We start from the raw sequence: 24,448 nt of genomic DNA, 5'->3' as shown, positions 1-24,448 counted from the left end.
TGTCATCCTGAGCGGAGTCAAAGGCTCGGTATCGAACGTTTCAGTATGATATTTAATTATAATTAATGGCTATCAAATAAAATAACCAATGAAAATATCCACTAAAGCTATCATTTTTTTAGGAATATCATTATTCTGCATGAATGCTGATGCTCAAAATCAGCTTCATAATTACGTAGACCCCATGATTGGATCTGAAGGTGATGGACGTGTTTTTATAGGTCCTTCATGTCCTTACGGAATGGTAAAACCAAGTCCGGATTGTACGGTAAATCCAAATAGCGGTTGGCTGCCATTGCCTAAAGAAGTAACCGGATTTAGTCAGGTTCATGTAAGCGGCACCGGTGGCGGACCTAAATATGGAAACATTCAGATTATGCCTTTTTCAGGATCATTGGACAAATTAGACCAAACTTCATACAGAGCAGAAGAAAACGTAAAATTGGGTTATTATGAAACGGTTTTCAAAGAAAATAAGATAAAAACTGAAATCACAACAACCGAAAAAGTTTCATTTTACAGAATTACGTATCCTAAAAATGCAACTAAAGAATTAAAAATTGACCCAGGATTTTTTCTGGGAGAGTCTCCTGAACCTGAAGGAAGGGAAGCGCAGCAGTTTGTAGGTTCTCAAATCGAAATTGTTTCAGATACTGAAGTTAGGGGATACAGTAGAATCAGAGGTGGATGGAATAATGGCCGGGCTTATACCGTTTGCTTTTGGGCGACTTTTGACCAGCCTATTGCAAAATATGTTACCTGGAAAGATGGAAAATTTTACAGCAATCAATCGGCTCAGTTTGATTCAGGAAAAAAAACAGCTGCTTTGCTTTCTTTTGGAAAAGATGGAAAACAGGAATTAAACATTAAAATTGGAATTTCTTTTTTAAGTGAATTAAAAGCTAAAAATAATATCGAAGTCGAAATTCCGCACTGGAATTTTAATACCGTTTTGTCTTCCTTAGAAAATAAATGGGAACAGCTATTGAGTCGCATTAAGGTTTCCGATGATACGTCTGTAGCATATAAAAAAATGTTTTATACAGGTTTGTATCACACGATGATCATGCCGGTAAACAGAACTGGGGAGAATCCCTTATGGACAAATGATGAGCCTTATTATGATGATTTCTATTGCATTTGGGATACTTTTAGAAGTTCGAGTCCATTGATTACCCTTATTGACCCTAATCGACAGGTAGAAATTGTTAACGGAATGTTGAATATTTATAAACGTGAAGGGTATTTGCCTGAGGGCAGAAGCGGCAATGATAACGGTCGTACACAAGGTGGTTCTAATGCAGAGACAGTTATTGCTGATGCTTTTGTAAAAAACTTAAAAGGAATTGATTATGAGCTGGCATTAAAAGCAATGCTTAAAGATGCAGAAGTTCCGCCTGGAGGCAACGAAGAAAGAGAAGGCAGGGGAGGATTAGAGGAATATCTTCGATTGGGTTATGTACCATACGGAATTGACCGTGCAGGAAACCGTACGATTGATTATGCCTACAATGATTATAACATTGCTACGGTTGCAAAAGGATTAAATCGCACAGAAATCTATAATCGATACATCAAACAAGCAGACAGCTGGAAGAATTTATGGCGCTCAGATTATGAAAATAAGGGTACTAAAGGTTTCATTATGCCAAAAGATGCTACTGGAAATTGGCTGGATGATGTTGTTTTTGGGGAATCCAAAATTCAGAAACCAACTTACAAATATACGCCAACAATTACAGAATCTCCTTGGTACGTTTGCCATTGGTGTGTATTTTTCTACGAAGGAACTTCATGGGAATATTCGTTAAGCATTCCGCATGATATCCCCGAAGTTGTTCGCAGATCGGGCGGTGATTTGGCTTTCAAAAACAGACTGGATACTTTTTTTGATACTAAATTATATGATGTTTCTAATGAACCTTCTTTCCTGGCGCCAACCATGTATCATTGGATCGGAAAACCGTATTTAAGCAGTGACAGAATCAGGACTATCATCAAAGAAAATTTTAATTCTTCAGCTGAAGGATTACCGGGTAATGATGATTCCGGTGCTATGTCTTCGTGGCTCGCTTTTCACATGATGGGATTGTATCCTAACGCCGGTCAGCCTTATTATTTATTGAATACACCGTTAATTAAACAAACAACTTTACAATTAGAAGAAGGTAAAAGCTTTAAGATTACCGCTAAAAAGATGAGTGATCAAAACCAATACATCAAATCAGCATTATTAAATGGAAAACCATATAACAAAGCCTGGATTTTGCATGATGATATTGTGAGAGGCGGAGAATTGATTCTTGAAATGGATTCAAAACCTTCAGCCTGGGGAACGACTATTTTACCACCAACAAAATAAGCAACCGATGAAAAATACAATCATAACCGTCCTTATTTGTGCAATATTTCAAATGGTTTCCGCACAAAGTTATTTTCCCACCATTAAAAACAATACCGAGTTGCATTATATCTGCAAGCTGCATGGTCAAACAAGAACTTTAACACTGACCACGAAAATGACTGATGATGGACTGGTTTTTAATTTGAATACAAAAGGCGTTAAAAACAGTACTATCAAAATTCAGCAGGAAGCTTTGAAAAAAGGAAATGCACTGAGCTATAATCAGGGAGAGGATTTGGAGGTTATAGTTTTAAAACCAACAGAAACCTTTTTTATGATTTCCCAATCAGCATATCAGCATTTAGAAAAAACGAATCAGTTCATTTATAACAATACTATTTATGTTTTAGATAAAAATAAAGATCAAAATAGTATTGTCATCGAAGGAAAAACAGTTGAGGCTTTACATGTAATCGCACAGATTGATGAAACCGAAATGTGGATCGTAAAAAATCCTGAATACCCTTTAATCTGTAAAATAACTAAAAATCCTCTGGGTATAAATTGGACATTAGTGAAAATAGTTGATAAGTAAATTATTGTTGAATCAGTAAAAATATCCATATGGAAAAACAAATGAGCCGTGGAGAATTTATTAGGTTATCAGGTCTGACATTGGCGGGAATATTCGTTAGTGATTTGGTTTTCGCTAATGATAATTTATCAAGTAACAGCAAAACGAAAGAAGATATGGAATTAATGAAAAAGCTGATTTTGAATAATGATGCCAAAGTTAAAAGCATATTGAATAAAGAACCGCTTGATCCAATTATTAAACTAAGCAGTTTCAGGGGTGTTGCAGGTTCAATAACCGCAATGACAGCTTCATTTTGCAATTCTGAATCAGAATATTTTAAGTCAAAAGTTCTTACTGAAACTCTCAATGAGTCAATTAATATTTTATTAAAAGAACAATATGATGATGGAACTTTAGATGCAGGCGGCAACAGGCAATCTCCTCCTGACACTGCCTTTGTTTTAGAATATATTTGCCCTGCTGCTGCTTTACTAAAAAGTAATAACCAAAATGATTTAGTTCCGTTAAAAAATAAACTGAAAAAATTTATTCTGAATGCAGGCGAAGCGATGATAACAGGAGGTGTTCATACGCCAAATCACAGATGGGTTGTCTGTGCTGCTTTGGCAAACATTAATTCTTTGTACCCTGATGCCAGATATGTTCGAAGAATTGATGAATGGCTTGCCGAAGGGATTTATATGAATGCTGACGGACATTATTCAGAACGAAGCGGAATTTACTCTGCTGTTATTGATAAAGCCCTAATACAATGGCAAGGCTCTTAAACAGACCTAAGTTATTAGATATCGTAAATAAAAACCTGACGACTTATTTTTATTATACAGAAACCAATGGTGATTTGGTTACAGTAGATTCCAAAAGACAGGATCAGTTTATGAATTTAAAAGTGACCAACTTTTATTTGCCTTATCGATATATGGCAATCCGTACTGGAAATCCAATGTTTAAATATATGGTTGATACAATTGAAAATCTTCCCGAATTTACCACTGATATTTTATCAAATTCCCTGGCATTTTTTATGGAAAATGAGGAACTTCAAAAACAAATTAAGACTGATGGAAAAGTTGCAAATGATTTTGAAAAGTATTTTGCAATCTCAAGTTTAGCCAGAATCAGAAACGGAAAAATTTCTGCAACACTCTTTGGCGGTAATGACAAACCAATAATGATTGTTTCCGGAAGATCTTCAAATCCAAATTTTTTAATGTATCGAAAAGGAGATGCCATATTACAATATATGCGACTTTCGACTTCGTTTTTCAGAATGGGATATTTTAGCAGTGACGGAATAGTGAAAGAAGGAAATAGATACATTTTGAAAGAAACCAAAGAAGCTGATTATTACCAGCCTCTTGCCGAAGAATATCGTAAAGCTGATGGAAATTACAAGTTATCTGAATCGCAGGATGGAAGATTCTGGAATAAAATGGAATTTGATTCCAGAACAAAAAGCAATGTAAAAAAACAAGTTACGGTAATTGAAATTACAGAAAATAAGGGAGCGCTAAGTTTGGATTTTAAAGTGGATGGTCCTCCAAATGTTGAAGTAACTATCGAAATGTGTTTTAAGGAAGGAAGCAACATAACCGGAGCAACATTGGTTAAAAAAAATAATTATTTTCTAAAATCAGGGACAGGAGAAATTTCTGAGGGAACCGATACCGATACAATACTATTTGGCCCCGGGAAATGTGAACATTTAAACATAGAAAATCTAGATAGTGAAGAGTATACGTATCATCATGGAAGTTTGCGTACCATTGGAGAACATGTTTATATTACAGGATATACGCCATTTAGACATACAATGACAATTTCTTAATATTATAAAAAATGTTAGTGTATTATGGAAAGGTTATTTTATTTTTACGAAAATTAAATTAATCTATAAATAATTGAAATTATGAAATTATCACTTATTACCGCTCTGCTGATTGGTTGTACTTGTTTTGCACAAAATAATACTGACACGAGTTTGTATATGAAGTCTGATAAAATTACTTATTTGACTGATATTGGTTCAGAATCAGGAGATTTATACAAAACAATTGGGCATCACGGGCCTGCGATTGAAAATGAATGGATGGCTTTGAGAATTTATTTTAGTGATAAAGTGGCCATCGACGTTTATAATAAAGCGAAAGCAGGTTTAGAGTTAAAAAAAGCACAATGGTATCCAACTCCGGAACAGCAAAAAGAAGGATGGGGAGCTGATTATTATAAAGTTGCATCAACAGTGGGTTTAGGAGGAGTAAAACTTTGGGACGGAGAAAAAGTTGTTCCGTTGAACCCGGTTACGAATCGTTTGGCCCGTGTTGGAAAGACAGAAACAACTTCATGGATGGAAATGATTTCAAGAGGAGTGCCTTACAAAGGAAAAAAAGTAGATATTTTAGTTCGTGTAACTGTATTTTCTGGAAAAAGAGAAGCAAAAGTTGAAGCTTTCAGTCTAACTGGTGAAAAAGTACAATTTGTAACCGGAATCAATTATTTTAAAGAGTTTGAAACTAAAAAAGGAGCTAACTATATCGCTGTATGGGGAAAACACCCTGAAGATGTTGCTGCTGAAATCATTGAAGTGGGTGCAGCTATCATGTATAATCCTAAAGATTATGTTAAAAATGACGACGATGGAACACAATATTTGTTAATATCAAAACCAACTAAAAAATTAGAAACAAAGATTATATCTTCATGCGCAAGAGAGCAGGAACTAAATACTTTGGATAAATTAGAAGCTTACATCAAAAAGTAAGATTATCGGAAATTCATCCCCAATAAGAGCAGTTTTAGTTTGATAGGCGTTGCTGATTTTAAAATAAAATAAAATGTCAAAAATTAAACTAAAACTGTTTTTTATTGCCTTATTGATTAACCTGTTCTTAATTGGTTATGAATGCGCTGCACAAAAAACAACCCAATCTCACAAGGAATTTCTAATTACAGAATATGGTTCCAAAGGGGATGGAAGAACTCTGAATACAACAACTATCCAAAAAGCAATTGACGCTGCTTTTAAAAATAAGGGAGGCTGTGTCGTTTTTCCAAAAGGCAGATTTTTATCTGGTAGTATTGTTTTAAAAAGCAATGTAACTTTATATTTTGAAGAAGAATCAGTTTTATTAGGAAGCACAAATCCTAAAGATTACTTCAATATGGATTTTGAAGGAAGACCTGTTTCTCCAAAAAACGATGACAACTCCCAAATGGCTTTAATTTTAGCACATAAAGCAAATAACATCACCCTCAAAGGAAAAGGAACAATCGATGGTCAGGGATTAAAACTGGCTTTAAATATCGACAGCTTGCATCATGCAGGAATTGCTATAGATCCCAAATACAGTCTTCGCAGAAACAGGCCAAACGAAACCATGAGACCAAAATTATTTCGGTTTTCTCAATGTGATAACGTTTTAATTGAAGGACTTAAGGCCGGAGAAGCTTCTTGTTGGGGATTGTCTTTCGAATTATGCAGTAAGCTTACACTCGATAGTCTTACCATAGTTAATCGTTCTTATTGGAACAACGACGGAATTGACATTACGGATTGCAAAGATGTCAGGGTAACAAACTGCAATATAAATGCTGCAGACGATGGAATTTGCTTAAAATCCTATTATCCGGGATGTTATAATGATAGTATTTATATTGCCAATTGTACGATCCGATCCAGTGCAAGTGCAATAAAATTTGGAACTGCTTCTGTTGGGGGATTTAAAAATGTTACGATCAGGGACATTAAAGTTTATGATACATTCCGTTCTGCGATTGCTATAGAATCTGTAGATGGAGGTATTATAGAAAATATTGAGGTTTCAAACATACAAGCCGTAAATACAGGGAATGCTATTTTTATTCGAATTGGGCAACGAAGCGGCGAAAAACCCGGAAGCATAAAAAATGTTCACCTAAAGAACATAAAAGTGAAAGTTCCATTTGGCCGTCCCGATAGCAATTATGATTTAAGAGGACCAGAAGTTGATTTTTTTCATAACCCATTTCCTTCTTCAATAGTAGGTTTGGAAGGTTATGCTATTGAAAATGTAACTTTAGAAAATATTGAAATAAATTATCCTGGAAGAGCCACAAAAGGCATGGCTTACATTCCGTTAAACAGATTGAATCAAGTCCCTGAAGCAATCAAAGATTATCCTGAATTTTCTATGTTTGGAGAATTACCTGCCTATGGACTTTATGTGAGACACGCCAATGGGATAAGCATGAAAAATATTAAACTGACATTAGACGATTCGGATTTTAGACCCGCTTTTGTATTTGACGATGTTCAAAACTTAAAAATGGAAGCTATAGATCTACCGAACGAAAAACAGAAACAAGTTATTTTTAAGAACGTTATTTCATCAAATATTGAGAAGCAATTAGTAGAAAAAATAATGGAAATTCAGCAGTAAAATAAATTTATGTTAAGAATATCGGTTTTCATATTACTATTATTTTCCTTAAGTGGCTGTAAATCTCAACAGACAGAAAAAAATACTGCTGTAAAAATTGCATTTATAGCCGATGTTCATTTACAGGATATTTTTCCAAAATTTGAAGATAATAATTACAAGGGAATTAAAAATCCAATAACGGGTGAATATGCCAATATTAGAACGATGAGTTCACAATTGCATTCTACCAGAATTTTTAATGAAAACTATTTTGCTTTTTTAGAAGCTTTAAATGATATTGTAAAAAGAGGAATTAAACAAGTTGTACTTCCGGGAGATTTTAGTGATGACGGGCAACCTATTCATGTTCGTGGATTGAGAAAAATATTGGACAAATATTCAAAAGAAAAAGGCATGTCATTTTTCGTAACCACAGGAAATCATGATGCTGTAAAACCTTTTGCACAAGAAGCCTTTAAAACCGATTTTTTAGGTAAACAAGGAAAAGAACAGATTATAAGCAGTTCTAAAACCAATTTAAAACTGAAGGAAAATCAATTAGAACCCATTATTACAGCTGATATTAAAAATTGGGGATATAAAGAAACACTGAATGAAATGACTCATTTTGGATTTTATCCAAAGAAGAGTTATTTGTATTGGGAAACCCCTTTTTCAGATTATAATTATGAAAATTACAATTTTGAAAAAGCTTTAGCAGAATCTGTTTTAAACAAAAGAACCTACGCTGTTAAAAACACCAATTTATTGCTTCCTGATGCCAGTTACCTGGTTGAGCCAATTAAAGGAATCTGGCTTTTAGCTATAGATGCAAATGCGTATGTGCCGAATCAAAGATTATCAGGTCTGCCAAATGATCCTCATGATTTTTCGGGAGCTAGCATAGGCTATAACAATGTGATTATTTATAAAAAACATTTAATTGACTGGATCAAAAAGGTTTCGGCGGAAGCAAAAGAAAAAGGAAAAACCTTAATCGCCTTTAGTCATTATCCAATGATTGATTTTAATGATGATGCTTCACCCGAACTTAAATTACTGTTTGGTGCAGATAAAATGCAATTGTCAAGAGTTCCTAATGAAGAAGTGGCTCAAATATTTGCAGATGCAGGTATTCAGATTCACTTTGGCGGACATATGCATATCAATGATACAGGAGTGCGAACAACTGAAAAAGGCAATACATTATTTAACATTCAGACACCTTCCTTAGCAGCTTATTTGCCGGCTTATAAAATTCTGACTATTCATTCAAATGAAGCGATTGAAGTAGAAACTGTGGTAGTTAACAGGGTTGCTAAATTCAATAGTTTATTTCCTTTTTATAACGAAGAATATGCTCATCTGGAAAGTATAAAAAAACCTGATATTTGGAATAAAAAAATATTGAAAGCTAAAGATTATGAAGAGTTTACAAAATGGCATTTAAAGGAATTAGTTAGGCTTCGTTTTTTACCTGAAGATTTTTCTGTTGCTTTTTCTTCATCGTTTTTAAAACTCTCCGGTAATGATTTATCGTATATAAACAAAAATAATACAGAGGTTGATGAAATTATTTCAAATCATTCATTTACCAAGCGAGATTTTGAATCCTGGACAGGTTTTGATATGATATTTGATTTCTACAGGTTAAAAAATGCAGATGAGTTGGCTATTCCGGAAATAGGTTTAAAAAGACTGAAACAGTATAAAATTGTCTGTGAACAATTAGAAAAATCAAAAGATGAAAAGTTGGTTTTATGGTCGAAAATATTTCTGAAAATGATGAACGGTGAACCTTCAGATCATTTTAAAATCAACTTAAAAACAAAACAGATTGAGCGAATAATTCTTTAAAAAGCTTAAATTTAGATGTTCAAGACTGTAAACTGCTTATATAATCTATTTTATGAAACTGAATCCTTTTATATTATTATGCTTAATGACTTTTTATTATTCTCAATCTCAGAATATAAAATTTACCCATTATAACGACAACAATGGTTTGTCTCATAATTCGGTTAGGCATATTGTACAGGATAAAAAAGGCTTTTTGTGGTTTGGAACTTTTTTTGGACTGAATCGCTTTGACGGGTATCAGTTCAGAAATTACATGAGTTCGTCTCCTGGTAATAATAAACTGTATAATGACGATATCACAGCATTAGAATTGGACGAAGCATCAAACCATTTATGGATCGGAACCAGAAAAGGTCTGACACTCTTTAAAATGGATACGCATGTTTTTGTGACTTTTTTGCCTAAAAAGAATGACCCTAACAGTTTGCCCGAAGGAGAAATCAGATCGGTATATGTTGATAAATTCAAAAGGGTTTGGGTAGGAACCAAGAATCAGGGAGTCTATATGCTTTTTTTAAAGGAAAACAGATTCGAAAAGATTCCGATTAAAGGTTTTGATTATGTAAAGGAAATTTTTGAAGACAAAAAAGGAAATATATGGGTAGGAAGCTATGATAAAGGATCTGTTGCGAAAATAACCTTAGACAATAAAGGAACAATCGTAAAAATGAATACTTATACACTCTCTGTTCCTTATTCTAATGAAAAAAACCCTTATATAAATTTTATTTATGAAGATTTCAAAGCTGATATTTTTGTCGGAACTCGAAGAGGACTTTATAAATTAGATAAAAAAAATGATCAATTTGTAAATTTATATATTGAAAACAAAGAAATCAGAGGTAATTTAGGCCCCTATTTTTTATCCGTTGCCCAGGCTCCTGATGGCAAATATTGGGTAGGAACTTTAGGAGGCTTGCTGGTTTGTGATCAATTAGAAAATATTCAAAAAGGGAATTATAAATGGTATTATTCGGTATTATCAGATAATACTTCTCTAGTTGACAACTTGGTTTCGGCACTATACTTTGATGCTTCTGGAGTGTTATGGATAGGTACAGAGGACGGACTTGATAAATATGATCCTTACGAAAATCAATTTACACTCAATAAAGATATTTCACGTTACATAGGAAATCAGGCTCCCAGAATAAGAGGTTTTTCTGAAACTAACGACGGAAAAGTAATTGTTGCTACCAATCATAATGGTCTTTTTATTTCCAGCGCAAAAGGATTTGTTCCATTATACAACAAAGGAAAGGATATAGCCAGTATTTATTCAGTTGATGGGAAAACTTTTTATTGTGGTCTTTGGGATGGCAGATTATTGGTTTATGACTACAATACTAATACCTCAAAAGAAATTGTTGTAGGTTTTGAAACGTCACCTGTGTTTGCTTTTAATAAAATTGGAGATCAGTCAATGATGATAGGTTCATTTGGAGAAGGAGCTGTTATATTAAATACAAAAACGTTAGAAGTTCAAGCTTCTCAAGGAAAATTATTACCCGGATTTCAGATAAATGCTATAGAAATAGATCTTCAGAAAAATGTTTGGTTTGCTACAGAAACGGGTGTTGTAAAATATAATCCGGCTTCCGGTAAAATAGAAACATACAAATCACTTTCTAAAAAAGAAAATGGGATTTCTAATGAGGACAATGTTAGTGATATCATGATTGATAAAAAAGGTAAAGTATGGGCCTCGACCCGTTTTGGATTATGCTTGTACAATCCTAAAAAAAATACTTTTTCAACAATAAAAAACTTTAAAGAAATCTCTGGTACATGGATTACTGATATGTTATCAGACGCAAAGGGAAATTTGTGGCTAAATATCAATAACAACAGTATTGCATGGGTGAAGTCTGATTTAAAGGATATTAATATTTACCATGTAAACAGTGGTAACAGACTGGATGTTTTTAGTTCAAGCGGTTTTTTCAATTTTAATAATTCCAATATTTATTTAGGCGGTAAAAATGGTATTATTTCTTTTTCTCCACAAACAATGAAAAGAAATAATTGGTCGCCAGAACCGGTTATTTCCGAATTTAAAATTCAGAACGAAGAAGTTTTTCCCGAAATGGAAATTAACGGAGATATTCCACTTTCAAAGGATCTGAACTATGGAAAAGAGGTAGAACTAAACTATAAAAACAGAAATTTTTCACTACAGTTTTCTACTCCGTCATTTGCAAACGAAAAACTGAATAAGTTTCAATATATGCTGGAAGGATTTGACAAAAATTGGATCACAGCAAACAGTAATTCAAGAACTGTTCAGTATACCAATCTTTTTCCGGGAAATTATGTATTCAAAATAAAATCGAGCAACAGTGATGGGCATTGGAGTAAGGTGGTTTCTTATCAAATAAAAATACTTCCGCCTTTTTGGTTAACGCCGCTATCGTTTCTATTATTTTTTCTACTACTTGTTTCTGTTTTTTATTTTATAAGAAGAGAAATTAAAAATCGTATCCGCTTAAAACAGGAATTACTTACTGAAAAAGTAAACAGGGAACATGATATTAAATTAAATAATGAAAAACTTCGATTTTTCACGAATATATCCCATGAGCTAAGAACACCTTTAACGCTTATTTTGGGTCCGGCAAAACAATTATTAGATGATAATAATAATGCCTCTGATTATGAAAAAAGCAGGTATAACCTTATTTATCAAAATGCCAGCAGGCTTTTGAATTTAGTTAATCAGGTACTCGATTTTAGAAAAGCACAGTCAGGTGAATTAAAACTTAAAGTTTCAAAAACAGACATTCTGACTTATTCTAAAAACATCTTCGATTCCTTTAAGGAAATGGCGTACAACAAGAAAATTAAATTAAATTTTATTGTTGAAAATGAACATATTACGGGTTGGGTAGACAATGATAAATATGATAAAATTCTTTATAACCTCTTATCTAATGCATTGAAATTTACTAACAAATATGGCAATGTAGATTTATTTATAAGACTTAAAAACGCTACTGAAGAAATATTAATTATTGAAGTCACAGATGACGGAATTGGAATTCCTTTGAAGAGCCAGGAAAAAATCTTTAAGCGATTTTATCAGGCTACCAATAGTAAAGCACATAACACAGGGTCAGGTATTGGTCTGTCATTAGTGAAATCATTAGTAGCTATTCACAAGGGATCAATAACTGTAGAAAGTGATTTGGCTAAAGGAAGCACATTTAGAGTTGAAATTCCAATAGACCGTATTTCTTATGAAAGTAAAGAAGTTTTTGAATATGCTTTAAAAAATGACAACTTAAGCATGCTGATTCCTGAAAAAGCAGCTAAAAAAACGATCCAGAATACAGAGCTAAAACAAAAAATACTAGTTATTGAGGACAATACTGAACTTAGGAAATATTTGTTCGATTTTCTTTCAGATTATTACAAAGTTTATGACGCTGAAAATGGAGAGGAAGGACTTAAAATTTGTCGGCAAATAAAACCCATCTTATGTGTTGCAGATGTGATGATGCCGGTTATGGATGGACTGGAGTTTTGTAAAGAATTAAAAAATGATGAATTTATCAGCCATATACCTGTTGTACTCCTAACAGCACTTGGAGAAAATGTTGACAAGGTTAAAGGATATGAAACAGGTGCAGATGGTTACCTGGTTAAACCTTTTGAACCTTCGTTATTAAAAACGGTTATCGAAAACATCATAAAATCAAGATTAGATTTGAAAGTGAAATTCTCTGGTGAGGTAGAAAGTAAAATTAGCCTCTTGACGCATTCGCCTATTGATGAAGAATTCATGGAAAAAATCACGAATTTAATCAATGATAACCTGAGTGAAGAGGACTTGTCAACAGAATTTCTTTGTGATAAACTGGGCGTAAGTTCTTCTAAATTGTACAGAAAAATTAAAGAATTAACCGATTTGGCTCCAAACGAATTTATCAGAACCATACGCTTGAAAAAATCAGCAGAACTACTAAAAACTAAAAAATACAATGTTTCAGAAGTGACCAATATGGTCGGTTTTAATGATCCTTTATATTTCAGCAGGTGTTTTAAAAAGCAGTTTGGTTTTCCTCCAAGCAAGCTGATCAATTAAATTACAATTTTATAAAATCCAAATTGCAACTTGCTGATTAATTGTAATTTGTATTTTTTTTATTGGAATTCATACTTCAGGATTATTTATTAAATAAATGATGTAAAAATTAAAATCTATCCATGTTTTTGATGTATTAGTCCATTTTGATTGCTATTTGTAATGCTATTTTTGTCTTGTAACTTTTAATTTAAATCTTATGAAAAAGCATATAGACACTGATAACCCATTGCATAATTTAGACGAATGGGAAGATGATTTGTTAATACGCTATCCGGATCCGTCTGAGCCTGTAAAAGAAAAAGAGGAGTTTAGAAATTATGTAGATTCAGAGAGAGTAGAAACGGTTAAAGAATTTTACAGAATAAATCATACCTATCAAACTTATGATTTTGTATGCAGCAAGGAGCAGGAATTTTTGCAGTTTAATAAAAAACAAATGTCAATTTGGGAAGCCGTTGATTTTTTAAATACACTTGTCGATGATAGCGATCCTGATATTGACTTAGACCAAACACAGCATCTTTTACAGACATCTGAAGCAATCAGAGCAGATGGTCATCCGGACTGGTTTGTACTTACCGGTTTTATCCACGATCTCGGAAAAATTTTATGCCTATTTGGTGAACCGCAATGGGCAGTTGTTGGAGATACATTTCCTGTTGGATGTGCCTATTCGGATAAAATTGTCTATCCTGAATTTTTCAAGGAAAATCCGGATTATACAAATGAGAGATTTAATACTAAATTGGGGATTTACACCGAAAATTGTGGTCTTGACAAAGTAAAAATGAGCTGGGGACATGACGAGTATCTGTACCAGGTTATGAGAGACTATTTACCGGATCCGGCTTTATATATGATTCGATATCATTCATTTTATTCGCAGCACAAAGAGAATGCTTATGCACATTTGATGAATGAAAAAGACATAGAAATGTTTGATTGGGTGAGAAAATTTAATCCTTATGATTTATATACAAAAGCACCAGTTAAGCCAGATGTTAAAGCATTATTGCCTTATTATAAAGAATTAGTGGCTAAATATTTACCTGAAAAATTGAACTTTTAATAAATTTCTTTTTTTGAACGTACTTCAATTTGCAGCTATCTAACTATATTAAAATGCAGAAAACCAAATCCAAAATCCTTCTATTATGCCTGTTTGCAATTTGCGGGATAATTGTTTCAGGACAAGAAAAAAACAGTAGAAACGATTGGGAAAACCCGGAAGTTTTTCAAATTAATCGTGAGCCGGCAAGAGCTGCTTTTTTGCCTTACGCAGATGAAGTATCAGCTATAAGCGATAATTATACGAGTTCACCGTGGTATTTTTCCCTGAATGGTAAATGGAAATTTTCGTGGTCCCCGACACCGGATCAACGCCCAAAAGATTTTTACAAAATTGATTACAATACAACAAATTGGAAAGAACTTCAGGTTCCTTCAAATTGGGAACTTAACGGTTATGGCATTCCAATTTATACTAATATTACATATCCTTTTGAAAGAAATCCCCCATTTATTAATCATTGGGATAATCCTGTAGGATCATATAAAAAAGATTTTGTTTTACCTAAAAACTGGAAAAACAGACACGTTTATCTTCATTTTGAAGCTGGAACATCTGCTATGTATATTTGGGTGAATGGCGAAAAGGTTGGATATACAGAAAACACAAAAAGTCCTGCTGAATTCAATATTTCTAAATACCTAAAACCCGGAAAAAACAATCTGGCTGTAGAAGTTTACAGATGGAGTGATGGTTCGTATCTGGAAGATCAGGATTTCTGGAGACTTTCAGGAATTGACAGAAGTGTGTATATGTATAGCACGAATGATATTCGGATTTCGGATTTTTTCGCAAAACCGGACTTAGATTCAAATTATAAAAATGGAAGTTTGAATATAGATGTGAGTTTAAAAAACCTGGCTACTGTTTCAATAAACAATCAAAATTTAGAAGCGAAATTGGTAAATGCTTCAGGGGCAACTATTTTTACCAAAGAATTAAAAGTAAATTTTGAAGCAGATAAAACTCAGTCTGTTAATTTTTTCCAAAAGGTGGCTAACCCGAAGTTATGGAGTAATGAATCACCCAATTTATATACTTTATTGCTCACGTTAAAAAACGAAAAAGGAGCAATAATAGAAACCGTTTCAACCCAAATCGGTTTTAGAAAAGTAGAATTAAAGGGAGGACAATTACTGGTAAACGGAGTCAGATTAATGTTTCATGGTGTCAATATTCACGAACATAATCCAGTAACAGGACATTATCAGGATGAAGCAACCATGATGAAAGACATTAAGATGATGAAACAACTGAATATAAATTCGGTTCGCTGCAGTCATTATCCTAATAATCTTTTATGGGTTAAACTCTGTAATAAGTATGGTTTGTTCCTGGTAGATGAAGCCAATATCGAAAGCCATGGAATGGGAGTAGAGGGACAGCCTCTTATTTATATGAATCCAAAAACCAATCCTGGGTATCTTCAGGAATGGCATGCGGCTCACATGGACAGAATTTACAGTTTGGTAGAAAGGGATAAAAATGCACCATCAGTAATCATTTGGTCATTAGGAAATGAAAGTGCCAATGGGCCTGTCTTTCATGATGCATACAAATGGATAAAAAAGAGAGACAGTACGCGTTTGGTACAGTTTGAGCAGGCAAAAGAAAATGAAAATACCGATATCATATGCCCAATGTATCCTACAATTGCATACATGAAAGAATATGCAGCACGAAAAGAAGTAAATCGCCCGTATATCATGTGTGAGTACTCACACGCAATGGGAAACAGCAACGGTAATTTTCAGGAATATTGGGATATTATTCGCAGCAGTAAAAATATGCAGGGCGGATTTATCTGGGATTGGGTAGATCAGGGGTTTGAAACAAAAGATGAAGCTGGGCGTAAATATTGGGCTTATGGAGGTGATTTGGGAAGCCATAACTATATAAATGATGAAAATTTTTGTCATAACGGCTTGGTTTGGCCAGATAGAACTCCCCACCCAGGAGCTTTTGAAGTAAAAAAAGTATATCAGGACATTTTTTTTGAAGCAGCTGATATCAAAAAAGGAATCATTGAAATTACAAATGATTTTGGATATACAAATTTGAATCAGTACAACTTCAGGTATCAAATTTTAGAAAATGGTAAAAGTATAAAAGAGGGTTCAATTGATGTGGCTCTGATTCCGAAATCAAAAAAACAGTTTAAAATTAATTTACCAAAATTACAGTCAAAGGAAGGAGTAGAATACTTATTGAATGTTTTTGCTTATACGAAAACAGGTTCTGAATTATTGCCTCAGAATTTTGAAATCGCCAGAGAACAATTTGTGATCGAAAGCGGTGATTATTTTGCAAAAGCAGAACTGGCAAATTCTTCGCCAATTCAGGAAGAAAAAGGTGAATTTATTTTAAGTTCAGCCAAGGTTATCGTTAAGATTAGCAAAACAACCGGATTGATCTCGTACTACAGTTTAAATGGAGAAGAATATTTTAAACAATATCCGGAACCAAATTTTTGGAGAGCGCCAACTGATAATGATATTGGAAATAAAATGCAGATTAGATCTAATGTATGGAAAACGGCCGGTAAAAACACTTCTATAGAAAATATTCGGGCAATGGAAGAAAACGGAAAAACATGTATTGTTTCAAAATTGAAGCTGAATGATGTTTTCTCTGATTACACAATTAAATATTCGCTTAGTACTGGCGGTGCTTTAGAGATTATTTCTTCTTTTAGAAAAGGAAATAGTGTATTACCGGAAATGCCTCGTTTTGGAATGCTTTTCGTTCTAAATGATGATTATGAAAATCTGGATTATTATGGTAGAGGACCTTTGGAAAACTATCCGGACAGGAATACATCTTCTTTAAAAGGAATTTATCAAAGTAAAGTAGCTGATCAATATGTGCCTTATACACGACCGCAGGAAAATGGATATAAAACAGACGTTCGGTGGTTTACACTTTCAAATACTGCTGGCAAAGGGTTAGAAATAAAAGGACTGCAGTCTCTGGGAATAAGTACTCTGAATAATTATCCAAGTGATTTTGACGGAGGAATATCCAAAAAGAATATCCATTCGAGTGATATTACACCCAGAAATGAAGTGGTGGTTTGCGTTGACTTAACCCAGCGCGGATTAGGAGGTGACAACAGCTGGGGATCACCGCCTCATGAACAATATCAATTGATGCAAAATGAATACAGTTACGGATTTGTTATAAAACCAATAGATTAGAAAGGGAATAAAAATTAAAAGCAGAAAAATTTTGCCTCATTTCAACTTTTAACTTTTCAGCTTTCATTACAATCGCACACGTTCATTTATTTGAACGTGACGGTTGTAAAACTATCAGCAAATTAAGATTTTGCTTCTGCTCTTTTGAAGAGTAGCAACTTAAATCATTAGATACGTAAAAACAGAACTAACAAAGTTGATCTCTTAAAGGGGAATCAATCAGATGAAAAATGCTTTTAAATAAGTAAAAAAATATGAATAAAACTACCGCAAATGGAAGATTAATTTCTTTGGATGCTCTGAGAGGGTTTGTTATGTTTTGGATCATGAGCGGAGAACATATTGTACACGCTCTGGCTAAAGCTGCACCAATTCCTGTTTTTGTATGGATGTCATCACAATTAAATCATACAGAATGGGAAGGCATTACATTTTACGACATGATTTTTCCAATATTCTTATTTGTTGCAGGAGTTTCAATGCCATATTCTTTCGAGAAAAAAATGAATGCTGCAGGTGTCAGTACACCAATGGAATTACCATTACAAGAGAAGAAAAAAATATACCTGTCCATGGTAAAAAGGACTTGTATTTTATTGGTATTAGGGTTTATCGTTAACGGATTATTGCGATTTGACGGTTATGATCAAACCCGCTTTGCCAGTGTATTGGGTCGTATTGGACTTGCGTGGTTTTTTGCTGGTCTTATCTATTTGAATTTTGATTTAAGAAAACAAGTATTTTGGTTTGCAGGCATTTTGATTGGCTATTATTTAGCAATGAAATTAATACCGGTTCCAGGCTTTGGAGCGGGTGTTTTAACCAAAGAAGGCTCATTAGAAGGTTATATTGATCGTTTGTTTCTTCCCGGCAGATTACACAGCAAAGTGTATGATCCCGAAGGTTTGTTTTCGACAATTCCAGCTGTTGCAACGGCTTTGTTAGGAATGTTTCTGGGAACATTTATAAGAACTTCTGTTACATTTCCAACCCATAAAAAACTATTAATATTACTCATTTCAGCAATTATTTTGATAGGAACAGGACTGCTTTGGAATTACGATTTCCCAATAAATAAACGTTTATGGTCAAGCTCTTTTGTGTGTTACGTAGGTGGATTTAGTATTTTGTTTTTCACTTTTTTCTATCTGATAATTGATGTTTTAGGCTTTGATAAATGGGCGTTTCCACTGATACTAACTGGTTCAAACTCAATTCTGATTTATATGGCTTCTGAAGGTATGGTAAACTTTAAATATACTGCAGATTTTGTGTTTGGAGGACTTATTAAATTCTCACCTATTATTTGGCAGCCAGTATTTACAACCCTTTCAGTAACGTTTGTGCAATTACTTTTACTTTATTTTCTGTATAAGAAAAAATGGTTTCTAAAAATCTAAAAAAAGTCTGTAGCATTAAATCCAAAAACTAACAACCACCAACTAACAACCAAAAAAAAACCTCATTATGAATACTTTACAAACCGCAGATTACATTGTTTTTCTCATTTATTTTGTGATCGTTACATCCTATGGAATGTATATTTACAGAAGCAAGAAAAATACAACTACAAGTTCTAATGATTACTTTTTGGCAGAAGGTTCCCTTACCTGGTGGGCCATTGGGGCATCCCTAATTGCCTCTAATATTTCGGCAGAGCATTTTATAGGGATGAGCGGTTCTGGTTTTGCAATCGGATTGGCTATTGCTTCTTACGAATGGATGTCAGCGGCTACCTTAATTATAGTAGCAATGTTTATTCTGCCAGTATATCTTAAAAACAAGATATTTACGATGCCGCAATTTTTGGCAAAAAGATACAATGGAACTGTAAGTACCATAATGGCGATAATTTGGCTGTTGATATATGTATTTGTAAATCTTACATCAATTATTTATTTAGGGGCTTTGGCAATTTCATCGATTGCACCTGTTAGTTTTCAGTTTTGTGTTATCGGATTGAGTTTGTTCTCTATCATCGTTACTTTAGGCGGAATGAAAGTAATCGGTTATACTGATATGTTTCAGGTTATTGTATTGATTTTAGGAGGTTTAGTTACTACTTATTTGTCGTTAACTTTATTATCAGAACAGTTTGGTTTTGGGAAAGATATTCTGAAAGGACTTTCTGTTATAGCAGATGAAGCACCGGGACATTTGCACATGATATTGGACAAATCGAACCCACACTATACTGAATTACCGGGAATGTCGGTGCTAGTAGGAGGTATGCTGATCAATAATCTGGCATATTGGGGATGTAATCAATATATAGTGCAAAGAGCGTTGGGTGCTGATCTAAAAACCGCAAGAAAAGGTATTTTGTTTGCTGCTTTCTTAAAATTATTGGTTCCTATTATTGCCGTTTTACCAGGTATTGCCATGTATGTCATGCATCAAAACGGAATGTTTCAACAAGAAATGGTGGATGCTGCAGGGATTTTAAAACCGGATCATGCATATCCAACTTTGATGAATTTATTGCCTGCCGGATTAAAAGGAGTGGCACTCGCAGCCCTCACAGCAGCAATTGTGGCCTCATTGGCAGGAAAAGCTAATAGTATTTCGACTATTTTTTCATTGGATATTTATAAAAAATATTTTAATAGAGAGGCAAATGAAAAAAAATTAGTGCGTACCGGAAGATGGTGTGTCGTAATTGCTATGTTTATTGCTGCCATTGTTGCACCTTCTTTAAAATCATTAGATCAGGCATATCAGTTCATACAGGAATATGTAGGTTTCTTTTCACCGGGAGTTTTGGCTATCTTTTTATTGGGAATGTTCTGGAAAAAGACAACACCTACAGCAGGACTTGCAGGTGCATTGCTAACAGTTCCAATTGCAGCTATACTAAAATTCCTTCCTATGTGGACAAATGGTGCTTTTCCTGATTATCCTTTTTTAGACAGAATGACAATTGCTTTCTTTACCATAGTATTTTTAATGGTATCCATCAGTCTTTTAAAACCTGAATCGAAAGAAAAGCTTGATGCTCATAAAATCGAAGTTGATAAATCTATGTTCAAAGTATCGTCAGAGTTTATAATTGGATCCTTTATTATTTGTGGTGTATTGGTAGCATTGTATACCGTTTTCTGGTAACATTTTAATTAATATAAAAATCAATAAAGTCTGATTTTCAAATATCTAAACAATAGTATTTAAAGTTTTTAATAAATTAAAAAAATGACAAAGAAATCTATAATTGCCGTAATCGTTTTTTGTATTTCATTGACTGCCGTAGCGCAAAAAGTCTATGACATCAAAAAATTTGGAGCCAAAGGAGATGGCAAAACAAATGATGCTGTTGCAATTCAAAAAGCTATTGATGCCTGTAGTAAAACAGGAGGTCAGGTATTGATTCCGGCTCCGTTTACATTTTTGACCGGACCTTTTGATGTAAAGTCAAATATAGATTTACATATTGAAGGCGGCGCTAAAATTTTGGCAAGTCCTGATGAGAAATTATATACAGAAAGTGCTTTTCGCGAAAACAAAGGTGAAGGTACAATCTGGATTGGCGGTAAAAATATCGAGAATTTTACCATTAGTGGAAGCGGAAAAATTGATGGAAACGGTATTTCGTTTATGGGAGCCGAAGAAGAAGATGCTTATATTTTGAAACCTTTCCATATTTTAGATCCGCGTCCTCATGTTTTGACAATTATAGGTGGAAAAAATATAAGAATAAAAGATGTACATATCGGAAATTCAGCTTATTGGACTGTTCATCTTGTCGGTTGTAATGACGTAGTTATTAGCGGAATTACATTACTGAACAGTTTAAAAGTCCGCAATAGTGATGGTATTGATTTGGACCATTCAAAAAATGTTAGAATTAGTGATTGTTATATCGAAAGCGGGGACGATTGTATTTGTTTAAAAAACAGAAGAGAATTTGAAGAGTTTGGCGCCTGCGAAAATATTACGGTCACGAATTGTACGATGACCAGCAGCAGCTGTGCGATCAAAATTGGATCAGAAAATATGGATGCCATCAGACAAGTAGTATTTAATAATTGTATTATTAAAAATAGCAATCGCGGAGTTGGTATTCAAAATCGTGATGAAGGAACCGTGAGTGATGTTATTTTCTCCAATATGTTTATTGAAGGAAAACTGACTACTGATACCTGGTGGGGAAAAGCAGAACCTATTTATGTAACCGCTTACAGTCGTGCTAACGGAAACCATAAAGATGCCAACTGGCGTTTTCCAAAAGGCGCTACTGAAGGAAAAGTAGGGACAATCAGTAATATTTATTTCAATAACATTCAGTGTTTTGGCGAAAATGGTGTTTATGTGAGCGGAGAAACTAAAGACAAAATTAAAAATATCGTCTTTGAAGGGGTAAATGTTTCTATTGATAAAATTTCAAGTTTTCCTGGAGGAATTTATGATCGTCGTCCCTCAAAAATGAATGGTTTTGTAAAAGGAAGCACTTCAGGTTTTTATTTTGATACGGCAGAAAATATAAAAGTTCAGAATTGTTCAGTGAATTGGGGAAAAAACAAACCGGATTATTTTAAATATGCTGTTGAAAGTAAAAATGTTGATGCTTTGAAGGTGATTAATTTAGATGGAGAATCTGCTTTTCCGGATAAATATGAAGCTGTGAAAAAATAAAAGCAAAATATTTCCCTTTTAACCCCGATTACTTCACTTAACTTTTTTTTAATTGGAGTTCAGTGAACTTCGTTTGCAATGGAAATCTTTGTGAACCGGGATTCGGCTCAAAAGATTGCAGTGAATTGCTTCGCCAGTTCGTCTTACAGCCTCATGTGCGGGACGATGTTGTTAAAAAAGCCTAATCTTTCTGCCTCAAATAATGAAAGTTTGAATAAATTAGCGAAACTAAATTATCAACCATTATACAAATGAAAAATAATATTATTAAAAAAATCATCATTGGCGGTTTGCTGTTCAATGGATTTTACGGGTTTGCCCAAAAGACAACTTTAGAAGTTGATATTAATAAAACCATTACTAAAATACAGCCAACTATGTTCGGTCTGTTTTTTGAAGACATTAATTTTGCTGCTGATGGAGGATTGTATGCTGAAATGATTAAAAACAGATCTTTTGAGTTTGAAAAACCTTTAATGGGATGGGAGCAACCCAATACCAAAAGAAGTTTGCTCAATATGCAATCCGGTGTTGCTACGACTATCAAAATATCGGAAAATGAAACCAATCAAAATTTTTGCAGTATTCTGGTAAATGATCCCAAAGGATATGTACTTATCAATGAAGGATTCAGAGGAATGGGAGTTAAAAAAGACGCAAAGTACAATTTATCATTAAAAGCTGCCAATCATGAAGGAGCTATTAAAAAAATAATCATTCAGTTTATTGATAAAGATAAAAAGGTAATTGGCGAAACCAGTATTGTTCCATCATCAAATGAATGGGAATATTATTCTGCACAATTTACAGCAACGCAAACTGAAGCAAAGGCCAAATTAAAAATAACCTTTGAAGGAACAGGAACTATTGATTTAGATATGATTTCACTTTTTCCGGAAGATACATGGAAAAAGCAAAAAAATGGTTTACGAGCAGATCTTGTACAGCTTTTATATGACATGAAACCTGGATTTTTACGTTTCCCTGGCGGCTGTATTGTAGAAGGAAGAACATTGTCAGATCGTTATCAATGGAAAAAATCGGTAGGGGCTGTTGAGGAAAGAAGAACGATGATGAATCGTTGGAATGTTGAGTTTAGCCACAAACAAACACCTGATTATTTTCAAAGCTTTGGATTAGGATTTTATGAATATTTTCAGCTTTCTGAGGATATCGGTGCTACTCCGTTACCTATTTTAAGTTGTGGAATGGCATGCCAATACAACACAGGTGAATTAGCCCCAATTGAAGAGTTAGATCCCTACATAAAAGATGCTTTAGATTTAATTGAGTTTGCTAATGGTTCAGAAGAGACAACTTGGGGACTGCTTCGTTCAAGTATGGGACATCCAAAACCTTTCAACCTAAAATACATTGGTGTTGGAAATGAGCAATGGGGACCTGATTATATTGAGAGATATAAGATTTTCGAAAAAGCCATAAAATTAAAATATCCAAATATTATTATCGTTTCCGGAAGCGGACCTTCTCCCGACGGTGAACATTTTGATTTTGGAATGGCGGAACTTAAAAAACTGAATGCACAACTTATAGACGAGCATTATTATAAAAATCCTGAATGGTTCAGGGAAAATGCAGCCCGTTATGACAATTACGACAGAAAGGGGCCTAAAATATTCGCCGGAGAATATGCCGCCCAAAGTGTTTCGGGTGCGAATCCGAACAACAGAAACAATTGGGAGTGTGCTTTTTCAGAAGCTGCTTTTATAACTGGATTAGAGAGAAATGCTGAAGTAGTTAATATGACTTCATATGCTCCTTTGATGGCTCATGAAGAGGCATGGCAATGGACACCTGATATGATTTGGTTTAATAATTTAGAAGCTTATGGTTCAGCAAATTATTATGTACAAAAGTTGTTCTCAACCAATAAAGGAACTGATTTATTGAATATTACAAAAGACGAAAAACCGTTAACAGGACAAAACGACCTGTATGCTTCTGCGGTGAAGGATATAAATACTAAAGAAGTAATTGTAAAACTGGTCAATACAGCTGCGAAAGCACAAGATATTACAATTGATTTAAAAGGAGGGAAATTAGCATCAAAAGGGTCTGTACTTTTACTTACCAGTCCAAATTTGCAAGACGAAAATACTTTTGCTGAGCCTAAAAAAATAAGTCCAAAAGAAAGTGCCTACAAATTGAAAGGGGAAAATGCAGAATTGAATTTGCCTGCTTATTCTGTGACTGTTTTGAAGTTAAAAATTAAATAATATTTAATTACTTTTTAAAATTACAGG

14 protein-coding genes are annotated in these 24,448 nt (G+C 33.9%); all 14 read left to right on the top strand.

Annotated elements, in window-relative coordinates:
• Nucleotides 1–88: 88 nt before the first annotated feature.
• The 14 genes from ACEN2I_RS02455 (at nucleotide 89) to ACEN2I_RS02390 (ending at nucleotide 24,421) form a co-directional block, all read left to right on the top strand.
• Nucleotides 89–2,362 (top strand): GH92 family glycosyl hydrolase, encoded by a 2,274-nt coding sequence (locus ACEN2I_RS02455; protein WP_441764536.1) that lies wholly within the window; start codon nucleotides 89–91, stop codon nucleotides 2,360–2,362.
• A gap of 7 nt (nucleotides 2,363–2,369) precedes the next feature.
• Nucleotides 2,370–2,939 carry a hypothetical protein gene (locus tag ACEN2I_RS02450; RefSeq protein ID WP_441764535.1) on the top strand — a complete coding sequence of 190 codons (570 nt, stop codon included), beginning with the start codon at nucleotides 2,370–2,372 and terminating at the stop codon, nucleotides 2,937–2,939.
• 29 nt (nucleotides 2,940–2,968) lie between these two features.
• On the top strand, nucleotides 2,969–3,709 hold the full coding sequence (locus ACEN2I_RS02445) for a hypothetical protein (protein ID WP_441764534.1): 741 nt from the start codon (nucleotides 2,969–2,971) through the stop codon (nucleotides 3,707–3,709).
• Complete coding sequence (locus ACEN2I_RS02440; RefSeq protein WP_441764533.1) at nucleotides 3,694–4,770, top strand: hypothetical protein; 1,077 nt, start codon at nucleotides 3,694–3,696, stop codon at nucleotides 4,768–4,770. The genes ACEN2I_RS02445 and ACEN2I_RS02440 overlap by 16 nt, the downstream gene beginning before the upstream one ends.
• Nucleotides 4,771–4,851: 81 nt before the next feature.
• Nucleotides 4,852–5,703: a DUF4861 family protein gene (locus ACEN2I_RS02435; RefSeq protein WP_441764532.1), complete on the top strand. Its 852-nt coding sequence runs from the start codon at nucleotides 4,852–4,854 to the stop codon at nucleotides 5,701–5,703.
• Nucleotides 5,704–5,776: 73 nt separating this feature from the next.
• A complete protein-coding gene (locus ACEN2I_RS02430) occupies nucleotides 5,777–7,360 on the top strand; it encodes a glycoside hydrolase family 28 protein (protein ID WP_441764531.1) in 1,584 nt (527 codons plus the stop codon).
• A gap of 9 nt (nucleotides 7,361–7,369) precedes the next feature.
• Nucleotides 7,370–9,199: a metallophosphoesterase family protein gene (locus ACEN2I_RS02425; RefSeq protein WP_441764530.1), complete on the top strand. Its 1,830-nt coding sequence runs from the start codon at nucleotides 7,370–7,372 to the stop codon at nucleotides 9,197–9,199.
• Between the two features lie 52 nt (nucleotides 9,200–9,251).
• Nucleotides 9,252–13,286 (top strand): hybrid sensor histidine kinase/response regulator, encoded by a 4,035-nt coding sequence (locus tag ACEN2I_RS02420; protein ID WP_441764529.1) that lies wholly within the window; start codon nucleotides 9,252–9,254, stop codon nucleotides 13,284–13,286.
• Nucleotides 13,287–13,485: 199 nt separating this feature from the next.
• On the top strand, nucleotides 13,486–14,358 hold the full coding sequence (locus tag ACEN2I_RS02415) for an inositol oxygenase family protein (protein ID WP_441764528.1): 873 nt from the start codon (nucleotides 13,486–13,488) through the stop codon (nucleotides 14,356–14,358).
• A 53-nt stretch (nucleotides 14,359–14,411) separates the two neighbouring features.
• The gene (locus ACEN2I_RS02410) at nucleotides 14,412–17,555 is read left to right on the top strand and encodes a glycoside hydrolase family 2 TIM barrel-domain containing protein (RefSeq protein WP_441764527.1); all 3,144 of its coding nucleotides are present in this window, start codon (nucleotides 14,412–14,414) and stop codon (nucleotides 17,553–17,555) included.
• 254 nt (nucleotides 17,556–17,809) lie between these two features.
• Nucleotides 17,810–18,955 carry an acyltransferase family protein gene (locus ACEN2I_RS02405; RefSeq protein WP_441764526.1) on the top strand — a complete coding sequence of 382 codons (1,146 nt, stop codon included), beginning with the start codon at nucleotides 17,810–17,812 and terminating at the stop codon, nucleotides 18,953–18,955.
• 67 nt (nucleotides 18,956–19,022) lie between these two features.
• The gene (locus ACEN2I_RS02400) at nucleotides 19,023–20,660 is read left to right on the top strand and encodes a sodium/sugar symporter (protein ID WP_441764525.1); all 1,638 of its coding nucleotides are present in this window, start codon (nucleotides 19,023–19,025) and stop codon (nucleotides 20,658–20,660) included.
• A gap of 84 nt (nucleotides 20,661–20,744) precedes the next feature.
• Nucleotides 20,745–22,184, top strand: coding sequence for a glycoside hydrolase family 28 protein (locus tag ACEN2I_RS02395; RefSeq protein ID WP_441764524.1), 1,440 nt, complete (start codon nucleotides 20,745–20,747; stop codon nucleotides 22,182–22,184).
• Between the two features lie 251 nt (nucleotides 22,185–22,435).
• Entirely contained in the window at nucleotides 22,436–24,421 is a 1,986-nt protein-coding gene (locus ACEN2I_RS02390) for an alpha-L-arabinofuranosidase C-terminal domain-containing protein (protein WP_441764523.1), read from the top strand.
• The last annotated feature ends 27 nt before the right edge of the window (nucleotides 24,422–24,448 follow it).

Origin of the sequence: Flavobacterium sp. W22_SRS_FK3, assembly GCF_052113665.1 — a bacterium.
Lineage (GTDB): Bacteria > Bacteroidota > Bacteroidia > Flavobacteriales > Flavobacteriaceae > Flavobacterium.
The sequence above is the reverse complement of the archived record's forward strand: the minus strand, read 5'-3'. Positions and strand labels throughout refer to the sequence as shown.

Bases quoted from the DNA above. Each gene is read 5' to 3' on its own strand.
- ACEN2I_RS02455 (WP_441764536.1), top strand. From the start codon at position 89: ATGAAAATATCCACTAAAGCTATCATTTTTTTAGGAATATCATTATTC.
- ACEN2I_RS02450 (WP_441764535.1), top strand. From the start codon at position 2,370: ATGAAAAATACAATCATAACCGTCCTTATTTGTGCAATATTTCAAATG.
- ACEN2I_RS02445 (WP_441764534.1), top strand. From the start codon at position 2,969: ATGGAAAAACAAATGAGCCGTGGAGAATTTATTAGGTTATCAGGTCTG.
- ACEN2I_RS02440 (WP_441764533.1), top strand. From the start codon at position 3,694: ATGGCAAGGCTCTTAAACAGACCTAAGTTATTAGATATCGTAAATAAA.
- ACEN2I_RS02435 (WP_441764532.1), top strand. From the start codon at position 4,852: ATGAAATTATCACTTATTACCGCTCTGCTGATTGGTTGTACTTGTTTT.
- ACEN2I_RS02430 (WP_441764531.1), top strand. From the start codon at position 5,777: ATGTCAAAAATTAAACTAAAACTGTTTTTTATTGCCTTATTGATTAAC.
- ACEN2I_RS02425 (WP_441764530.1), top strand. From the start codon at position 7,370: ATGTTAAGAATATCGGTTTTCATATTACTATTATTTTCCTTAAGTGGC.
- ACEN2I_RS02420 (WP_441764529.1), top strand. From the start codon at position 9,252: ATGAAACTGAATCCTTTTATATTATTATGCTTAATGACTTTTTATTAT.
- ACEN2I_RS02415 (WP_441764528.1), top strand. From the start codon at position 13,486: ATGAAAAAGCATATAGACACTGATAACCCATTGCATAATTTAGACGAA.
- ACEN2I_RS02410 (WP_441764527.1), top strand. From the start codon at position 14,412: ATGCAGAAAACCAAATCCAAAATCCTTCTATTATGCCTGTTTGCAATT.
- ACEN2I_RS02405 (WP_441764526.1), top strand. From the start codon at position 17,810: ATGAATAAAACTACCGCAAATGGAAGATTAATTTCTTTGGATGCTCTG.
- ACEN2I_RS02400 (WP_441764525.1), top strand. From the start codon at position 19,023: ATGAATACTTTACAAACCGCAGATTACATTGTTTTTCTCATTTATTTT.
- ACEN2I_RS02395 (WP_441764524.1), top strand. From the start codon at position 20,745: ATGACAAAGAAATCTATAATTGCCGTAATCGTTTTTTGTATTTCATTG.
- ACEN2I_RS02390 (WP_441764523.1), top strand. From the start codon at position 22,436: ATGAAAAATAATATTATTAAAAAAATCATCATTGGCGGTTTGCTGTTC.